Origin of the sequence: Methylomonas rivi, assembly GCF_024505165.1 — a bacterium.
GTDB classification, from domain to species: Bacteria; Pseudomonadota; Gammaproteobacteria; order Methylococcales; family Methylomonadaceae; genus Methylomonas; species Methylomonas rivi.
The window spans coordinates 1-8,027 of the sequence record NZ_JANIBK010000159.1 but is presented as its reverse complement, the minus strand read 5'-3'; the positions used below and the strand labels follow the sequence as shown (position 1 = coordinate 8,027).

General features: G+C 55.1%; 8 protein-coding genes. 7 read left to right on the top strand and 1 reads right to left on the bottom strand.

From position 1 onward, the window contains the following. From ilvB to NP596_RS18270, 6 genes are all read left to right on the top strand, one after another. Window positions 1-1,581: biosynthetic-type acetolactate synthase large subunit (gene ilvB / locus NP596_RS18295; protein WP_256616840.1), on the top strand; the 1,581-nt coding region annotated here is incomplete at its 5' end. Beyond that, a complete protein-coding gene (gene ilvN / locus NP596_RS18290) occupies window positions 1,582-2,073 on the top strand; it encodes an acetolactate synthase small subunit (RefSeq protein ID WP_256616839.1) in 492 nt (163 codons plus the stop codon). A 30-nt stretch (window positions 2,074-2,103) separates the two neighbouring features. Beyond that, window positions 2,104-3,120, top strand: a complete 1,017-nt coding sequence (gene ilvC, locus NP596_RS18285; protein ID WP_196433975.1) for a ketol-acid reductoisomerase — start codon at window positions 2,104-2,106, stop codon at window positions 3,118-3,120. Between the two features lie 70 nt (window positions 3,121-3,190). Then, window positions 3,191-3,973: an outer membrane protein OmpK gene (locus NP596_RS18280; RefSeq protein ID WP_256616838.1), complete on the top strand. Its 783-nt coding sequence runs from the start codon at window positions 3,191-3,193 to the stop codon at window positions 3,971-3,973. 66 nt (window positions 3,974-4,039) lie between these two features. After that, entirely contained in the window at window positions 4,040-4,654 is a 615-nt protein-coding gene (locus NP596_RS18275) for a class I SAM-dependent methyltransferase (protein WP_256616837.1), read from the top strand. 153 nt (window positions 4,655-4,807) lie between these two features. Continuing rightward, window positions 4,808-5,683 carry a DUF2608 domain-containing protein gene (locus NP596_RS18270; protein ID WP_256616836.1) on the top strand — a complete coding sequence of 292 codons (876 nt, stop codon included), beginning with the start codon at window positions 4,808-4,810 and terminating at the stop codon, window positions 5,681-5,683. Between the two features lie 90 nt (window positions 5,684-5,773). On the opposite strand, the gene NP596_RS18265 is transcribed toward NP596_RS18270, so the two are convergent. After that, window positions 5,774-5,953 carry a hypothetical protein gene (locus NP596_RS18265; RefSeq protein ID WP_256616835.1) on the bottom strand — a complete coding sequence of 60 codons (180 nt, stop codon included), beginning with the start codon at window positions 5,951-5,953 and terminating at the stop codon, window positions 5,774-5,776. 32 nt (window positions 5,954-5,985) lie between these two features. Between NP596_RS18265 and NP596_RS18260 the strand changes: the two genes are divergently transcribed. After that, on the top strand, window positions 5,986-8,027 hold a 2,042-nt coding region (locus NP596_RS18260), incomplete at its 3' end, for a C13 family peptidase (protein ID WP_256616834.1).

Genomic DNA, 8,027 nt, shown 5'->3' with positions numbered 1-8,027 from the left:
GCCACCCATTCGGCCGACGCCTACGCGCGCGCCACCGGCAAGCCCGGCGTGGTGCTGGTGACCTCCGGTCCCGGCGCCACCAATGCGGTAACCGGCATCGCCACGGCCTATATGGACTCTATCCCGATGGTGATTCTGTCCGGCCAGGTGCCGTCGCCGGTGATAGGCAGCGATGCGTTTCAGGAAGTCGACACTGTCGGCATCACCCGCCCCTGCGTGAAACACAATTTTCTGGTCAAGGATGTTAACGACATCGCCGAAACCATTAAGAAGGCTTTTTATCTGGCGACTACCGGCCGGCCCGGCCCGGTGCTGGTCGATATTCCCAAGGACATCACCGACCCGAATATCAAGGTGCCGTACAAGTACCCGAAAAAAGTCCACATGCGCTCATACAACCCGGTAGTGGTCGGCCATAAAGGCCAGATCAAACGCGCGGTTGAGATATTGCTGGCCGCGCAACGGCCGATGATTTATTCCGGCGGCGGCGTGATTCTGGGCGAAGGCCACAAGGAATTGACCGAGCTGACCCGCATGCTGGGCTACCCCATCACCAACACCTTGATGGGTTTGGGCGGCTATCCGGCCACCGACAAACAGTTCGTCGGCATGTTGGGCATGCACGGCACCTACGAAGCCAACATGGCGATGCACGAAAGCGACGTGATCCTGGCTGTCGGCGCGCGCTTCGACGACCGGGTAACCGGCAAGCTGGCGGAATTCTGCCCGTACGCCAAAATCATTCACATCGACGTCGATCCGTCGTCGATTTCCAAAACCGTGCGCGTCGACATTCCTATCGTCGGCGAAGTCAAACCGGTGCTGGAACAAATGATAGAACTGGTCAAGGAAAGCAAGCTCAAGCCGTCCAAACCGGCCCTGGAAGCTTGGTGGCAATTGATAGAAAGCTGGCGCTCGGTCAACTGCCTGGATTACGACAGAGGCAGCTTGTTCATCAAACCGCAGTTCGTCATCGAGCAATTGTACGAAGTGACCAACGGCGATGCCTATGTCACTTCCGACGTGGGCCAACACCAGATGTATGCGGCGCAGTATTATCATTTCGATAAACCGCGCCGCTGGATCAACTCCGGCGGCCTGGGCACCATGGGCTTCGGTTTGCCGGCGGCGATCGGCGTAAAACTGGCGTTTCCGGACGCCGACGTTGCTTGCGTAACCGGCGAAGCCAGTATTCAGATGTGCATACAGGAGCTGTCCACCGCGCTGCAATACCATACCCCGGTTAAGATTATCAATCTGAACAACCGCTACATGGGCATGGTCAGGCAATGGCAGGAGTTTTCCTACCAAAGCCGTTATTCGCAGTCGTACATGGATACCATTCCGGAATTCGTCAAACTGGCGGAAGCCTACGGCCATGTCGGCATCCGGGTGGAAAAACCGGCGGATGTGCGCCCTGCCCTGCAAGAAGCCTTCGCCATGAAAGACCGCACGGTATTCCTGGATTTCATTACCGACCGTACCGAAAACGTCTACCCCATGATCGAGGCCGGCAAAGGCCATCACGACATGAAGCTGCGTGTTGCCCCCGGTACGCCGCTGGACAGGGAGTTATCGTAAATGAGACATATCATCTCGATCTTGATTGAAAACGAAGCCGGCGCCCTATCGCGGGTTGCAGGGTTATTTTCCGCGCGCGGCTATAACATCGAATCGCTGACCGTGGCGCCTACCGAGGACGCCAGCCTGTCGCGCATGACCCTGGTCACTCGCGGCAACGATGAAATTATCGAGCAAATCACCAAGCAGTTGAACAAGTTGATCGACGTGGTGAAATTGATCGACCTGGCCGATGCCCCGCATATCGAACGCGAACTAATGCTGGTTAAAATCAAAACCAACCAGGAAACGCGGGAAGAAGTGAAGCGCATGGTGGACATTTTTCGCGGTAAAATCATCGATGTCACCACGGCCAGCTATGTCGTGGAAATGACCGGCCAACCCAGCAAGCTGGATGCGTTTATTCACGGCTTCGAGGAAGACAGCATCATAGAAGTGGTGCGTTCCGGTCCGACCGGCATTTCCCGCGGCGAAAAAGGCTTACACCTTTAACTTAACACCCATTAGAAAACGAGAAAATCTATGCAAGTTTATTACGACAAAGACGCCGACCTGTCGGTCATCAGAGGCAAAAAAGTAGCCATTATCGGTTACGGCTCGCAAGGCCATGCCCACGCCAATAACCTGAAAGACTCCGGTGTTGACGTTGTCGTCGGCCTGCGCGCCAATTCCGCTTCCGTCGCCAAAGCCCAAGCCAGCGGCCTGACCGTGAAAGACGTACCGGAAGCCATTGCCGGTGCCGACGTGGTGATGATTCTGACCCCGGACGAGTTCCAATCCAAACTGTACAAGGAAGAAATCGAGCCCAACATCAAACAAGGCGCGGCCTTGGCATTCGCTCACGGCTTCGCCATTTTGTACAACCAAGTCGTGCCGCGCGCCGATTTAGACGTCATCATGATCGCGCCTAAAGCACCGGGCCACACCGTACGTTCCGAATTCGTCAAGGGCGGCGGCATTCCCGACTTGATCGCGATTCATCAAGATGCGTCCGGCCAAGCCAAAGCCATTTGCCTGTCTTACGCTTCCGCCATCGGCGGCGGCCGTTCCGGCATCATCGAAACCACTTTCCGCGACGAAACCGAAACCGATTTGTTCGGCGAACAAGCGGTACTGTGCGGCGGCGCGGTGGAACTGGTTAAAGCCGGTTTCGAAACCCTGACCGAAGCGGGCTATCCGCCGGAAATGGCCTACTTCGAGTGCTTGCACGAGCTGAAACTGATCGTGGATTTGATGTACGAAGGCGGCATCGCCAACATGAACTATTCCATCTCCAACAACGCGGAATACGGCGAATACGTCACCGGTCCGAAAGTGATCAACGAAGAAAGCCGCTGGGCCATGAAACAGGCGTTGGAAGACATTCAACAAGGCAAATACGCCAAGCAATTCATTCTGGAAGGCCAAACCGGCTATCCTGAAATGACCGCACGTCGCCGCCTGAACGCCGAACATCCCATCGAAGTCGTCGGCGCCAAACTGCGCGGCATGATGCCTTGGATCAAGGCCAATCAAATCGTCGATAAAAGCAAAAACTAAGCTTTTCGACTAGGCTTAAAGCCCATCTTCACGATGGGCTTTTTTTTGCCCGTAGGATTTCGCACCCCGCATGCTCAAATCGATTTCCCTGAACAGCGCCCTGAGCGCCGCTATGTTATTGCCGGTATTGCTCACGCCGTGCGCGGCCGATTTCATGCAATGGAGCAACAGCGAAATCCAATATCTGCACGGCGGCAACTACAACGAACCGTTCAACCCCCATGTTGTCGGCCAGTCCGTCATCACCGTGACCCACGCCCACGGCTGGGCCTACGGCCGCAACTTTTTCTTCATGGACACGCTGTTCACCGAGTATGGGCAGTCGCCGCAAACCAATCTGTACGGCGAAGCCTACAGCACCTTCAGCCTGGGTAAACTGCTGGACCGCGATTTATCCTTCGGCATCTTTAAGGATTTGGGCGCGACCTTCGGCGTCAATTTGGGCGAAAACATGGACAGTCCGCAAAGCGGCTTCCGGGCCTGGCTATACGGCGTCACCGTCGACCTTAATCTACCCGGCTTCGATTATTTCAACATCGATTTTTTGCGCCAGCGGGTCACCGAAACCGCCGATATCGGCACTTCCTGGCAAATTACCCCGGTGTGGAAACTGCCGTTCCAAATCGCCGGCACTAAATGGAGTTTCGAAGGTTTCGCGGACTTCATCGGCAGCAACCAAACCGCCGCCCGCCAAGCCCTGGCCCAGCCGCAATTACGCCTGGACCTAGGCGATTTCTGGGGCGACGAAAATCACCTGTTCATCGGCATCGAATACCAGTATTGGCACAACAAATACGGCATCAAGGGCTTGCACGATAATGTGCCGCAGGCGTTGGTGTTATGGAAGTTTTGAATCGATTGATGTAGTGGTTATTGTATGACGCCAAATATTGAAAAAAATAATATCTGAAGGAAAATTATGAGCCCACTTGATATTGGTAAAGCTTACAATCAAATTACCCATCTTTGGGAAAGCCAAGACTTTAATAGAAACAATGGTATTGATCAGCACAAGAAAGCGATTGCATTTGCAAAAAATAGAGGCAAAGCACTTGATGTTGGTTGCGGCTGTACTGGACGATTTATCGATCTTCTCTTGAGCGAAGGTTTTTCTCCGGAGGGAGTTGATATTTCTGAAGAAATGATTTCGTTGGTCAAAAAACGACACCCGGAAATAAAATTTCATCAACAAGACATATGTGAATGGGAGATATGCGAGAAATATGACTTCATTACAGCTTGGGATAGCATTTGGCATATACCGCTTAATCAGCAGCATAAAGTATTAACAAAACTGGTCTCGCACCTCAACGCAAACGGAGTATTAATATTCTCTTGTGGCGGCATAGACCAAGAAGACGAGCATACGGATGACTTTATGGGGCCAGAGCTTTATTACTCGTCATTAGGCATCAATGGTTTTCTACAATCATTAATCGGCTTGGGCTGTATCTGCAGGCACCTGGAGTATGATCAATATCCGGAATTACACGCTTACCTTATCGTTCAAAAAGCCAGCGTAGCCCGTATGTAACGCAGTGAAATACGGGTTACACCGGATGAAGCGCAGCGTAATCCTGGCATCATGTTGTGAAACGATGTCAATCCTGAAAACTCTTATCCCGTATTCCGCTTAGCTGCATACGGGCTACGCTTTTGATATTTGATTGGCCGTAAACGATTAACGATGAAAAAAATCAATACATTGCAAAGGGCATTAACCGTTTCGGCGCTGGCTGTTTTTTTGGCCGCTTGCTCGCCCCGGCAAACCGTCACCGGCCACGGGCTCTCAAAACCCGCCATTTCCGAGGTCATTCCCAGCAAGAATCTGTCCGACGTCAAAAACTATTTGGCGCCCGAGTTCGGCCGAACCCTGGTGGTATTCGATATCGACGATACCCTGCTGACGTCGGGAACCTTTTTCGGCAGCGATCATTGGTACCAATGGCAAGGCACGCTGGCTAGCAACGACCCCGACTACGTGCCGTGCAAGTTCGACGTCAACGCCATCAATTACGAAACGGAAACCCTGCAAAAAACCGAAACCAATGGCCAGCAAATCGTCAACTCGATTGAGGCCGATAAAATCATACTCACTGCCCGCAGTCCCTATAGCCGAGGCCCGACGCTAAGGGAGCTGAAAAACGCCGGTTATACCTTACCGTTGCCGCTCAACGGCGACCCTAACGGCCTGATGTACGGCTGGCAAGCAAACCCGAACGCCACGGAAGTCGCGGTAAGTTACGACGATGGCGTGTTCATGGTCAGCGGGCAGAATAAGGGCGCGTTATTGCTGGACCTTTTGGCAAAACTCAAACTCGAGTACGACCACATCGTATTGGTCGATGACGGCACCAGGAATATCGACGCGATGCGTGAGGCGCTACGGGAGGCGGGCATCGACTACCACGGTTTGCATTACACGCGCATCGAAAAAAAGCTGCCCGTCGAACAACGGCTGATTGCCGAAGCCAACGCAGCTTGGCAGAGACTACAAAACTACCTTGCGCAAACCTTTCCGCACCGGCTCGAACAACTCCGCCAAAACCAATGCTTTTACTGAACAACCGGCAAACGGTCGAGTAGCCAGCGTAGCCCGTATGTAACGCAATGAAATCGGGGCTATTTCGGCCGGTAATCCCCGGATTCCGCTTCACTGCATCCAGGCCACCACAACCGGTTTCCGCCAAGTTTGCCGGATGGCACGCCAAGCCTTCGGACGAACTCTATATGCCTCGCATTCCTCGTTATTCCAATATTGCGGCATGCGTTTCAAGCGGTTTTTGAGATTCTCCGCGCCGCCGTAACGCCCGCCGGGTGATCGGCCCGCCATTTTGGGTTAATATCCGCGCCAGACATTGCCCAATGGCAAAACGGCCGGACCGCAGCCTCCCCGGCCGCGCCTATTTCCCACCAGCCAACGGTACGGACATGGAAATCGACTATCAATTGCAAGGTTCCGATCTGGAGAACTTGCGCGGACATTTGCTATTGCGCCAGCGCCGACGGACCGGCGGAACGATCCTGCGCCTGGGCGCCTGGGCGTTAATCGGCGCCGCGGTTGCGTTTGCATGGCGTTGGTACGCGCGGGAAAACGGCAACGGTTACCACTATTTAATCTGGCTATTGCCGGTTGCGCTATTTTTCGTTGCCTTAATCTGGCTGCCGATTTGGCAACGCTCCCAATACGGGCGGCGCTGGCTGGAACGGTACGCGGGAAACTACCTGCTGAGTCTGACGCCCGCCGGCATGTCCTGCAAGGCGCCGGATGGGCGCATGAGTTTTTACGCTTGGCCGGAAATACTCGGTTTCGAAGAGGCCGGTACCGACCTGTATCTTTACCTGCGCCGCGATGTCGCCATCCCCATTCCCCTAAAGGCCCTGGAAGACGCGGCCCATGCCGGCCGTTTCGCCGCAATGGTGCGCGAATACTGGTCGTCGCACCCGGACAACACAGGCAAAACGCTGCCGGCCATCCCTCCGGCCCAAGCCTTTATTCAGGCGTCGGCGCTGGCGGGCAACCTGCTGCAGGCGGCCCGGCTAGCGTTCTTCCTCGATTACCAGCCCGGCTCGTTCCGCGTTTCGCTCGGCCTATTCCTGCAACTGCTGCTGTTGAACCTTTTGTGCATCGGCATTGTGGACTACCTAGACGCCATGCCGGCCCCGGAATTCAATGTCTACGGGCTGGATAAATTCGCCGTCACAACTTTATTGATGCTGGCCGGCGCCGCCTGTATCGGCCATTTAACGCTGCAGCGCGGAAACATGTTGCGGTTGCTGGTGATGATTGCCGCGGCGGAAATCGTCATCCATGCCGTCTACTTTTCCGGCTGGCTGGCCGCCGAACGCTGGTGGCCGGATTTTCCGCGCCTGCTGTTGGGATTATACTTGGCGTCCGTGGTTTGGACTTTGGCGGTAGTGTTCGGAATCCTGCGGCGGCTGTATCCGCAACCCGCGCCTTCCGCCTTACTGCTGCTTAGCATTTACGCCTTATTTACCCTGTCCTTGAACGGATTATTGCCTTCGCAGCGTTTGTATTACCCGGCCGAGACCGACGACGGCACTGCCGAATATGAAGCGGCAAACGCATTGAACGAAGAATATTTGTATTACCGGCAAGCCGGGCTGGTCAATGAGGAATTGGCGGCATTGCGCGCTCAGCGTAAAGGCAAGACGGACCTTTATTTCGTCGGCTTTGCCGGACAAGCGGAGGAACGGGTGTTTTTCAACGACGTCAGCCTGGCCAGAAATTTGTTGGACCGCCGCTTTAACACGGCCGGCCGCTCCGTGGTGTTAGTGAACAATGCCGATACCGCGCATAGCGCGCCGCTAGCCAACCGGCACAACCTGGCCGCCGTGTTGCGGGGCATTGCCGAGCGCATGGATAAAGACGAAGACGCGCTGTTCCTTTATCTGAGTTCCCACGGCGCACAGGACCACAGCTTGTCCGTCTCGTTTTGGCCGCTACATCCGAACGACCTGAAAGCCGAGGATTTGAAGGCCATGCTGGACGAGGCCGGCATCCGCAACCGGATCATCGTGGTCTCGGCCTGTTATTCGGGCGGTTTTCTGGACGTGCTGAAAGACGACAACACGCTGGTGCTAACCGCCTCCAGCCGCGACCACGAGTCTTATGGCTGCGGCGATTTTACCCGATACACCTATTTCGGCGAATCCTACTTCGCCAAGGCGTTGGCGGACGGCGATTCGTTTATTACCGCCTTCGAACGGGCCCGCCAACTGATAGAAGAACGCGAACGGCAAGAGGGTTTGGACGCGTCCGGGCCGCAGATCGATGTGGGCCGCAATATCGCCGGCATCTTGCGGCATTTGGAAGTTGCCCCCGCTCATACGGACGCGCCGACCCGGCCGGGCTTATTGGCGGCGGAGCCGTCCTTCGAGCAGCG

Bases quoted from the DNA above. Each gene is read 5' to 3' on its own strand.
- NP596_RS18275 (WP_256616837.1), top strand. From the start codon at position 4,040: ATGAGCCCACTTGATATTGGTAAAGCTTACAATCAAATTACCCATCTT.
- NP596_RS18270 (WP_256616836.1), top strand. From the start codon at position 4,808: ATGAAAAAAATCAATACATTGCAAAGGGCATTAACCGTTTCGGCGCTG.
- NP596_RS18265 (WP_256616835.1), bottom strand. From the start codon at position 5,953: ATGGCGGGCCGATCACCCGGCGGGCGTTACGGCGGCGCGGAGAATCTC.
- ilvN (WP_256616839.1), top strand. From the start codon at position 1,582: ATGAGACATATCATCTCGATCTTGATTGAAAACGAAGCCGGCGCCCTA.
- NP596_RS18280 (WP_256616838.1), top strand. From the start codon at position 3,191: ATGCTCAAATCGATTTCCCTGAACAGCGCCCTGAGCGCCGCTATGTTA.
- ilvC (WP_196433975.1), top strand. From the start codon at position 2,104: ATGCAAGTTTATTACGACAAAGACGCCGACCTGTCGGTCATCAGAGGC.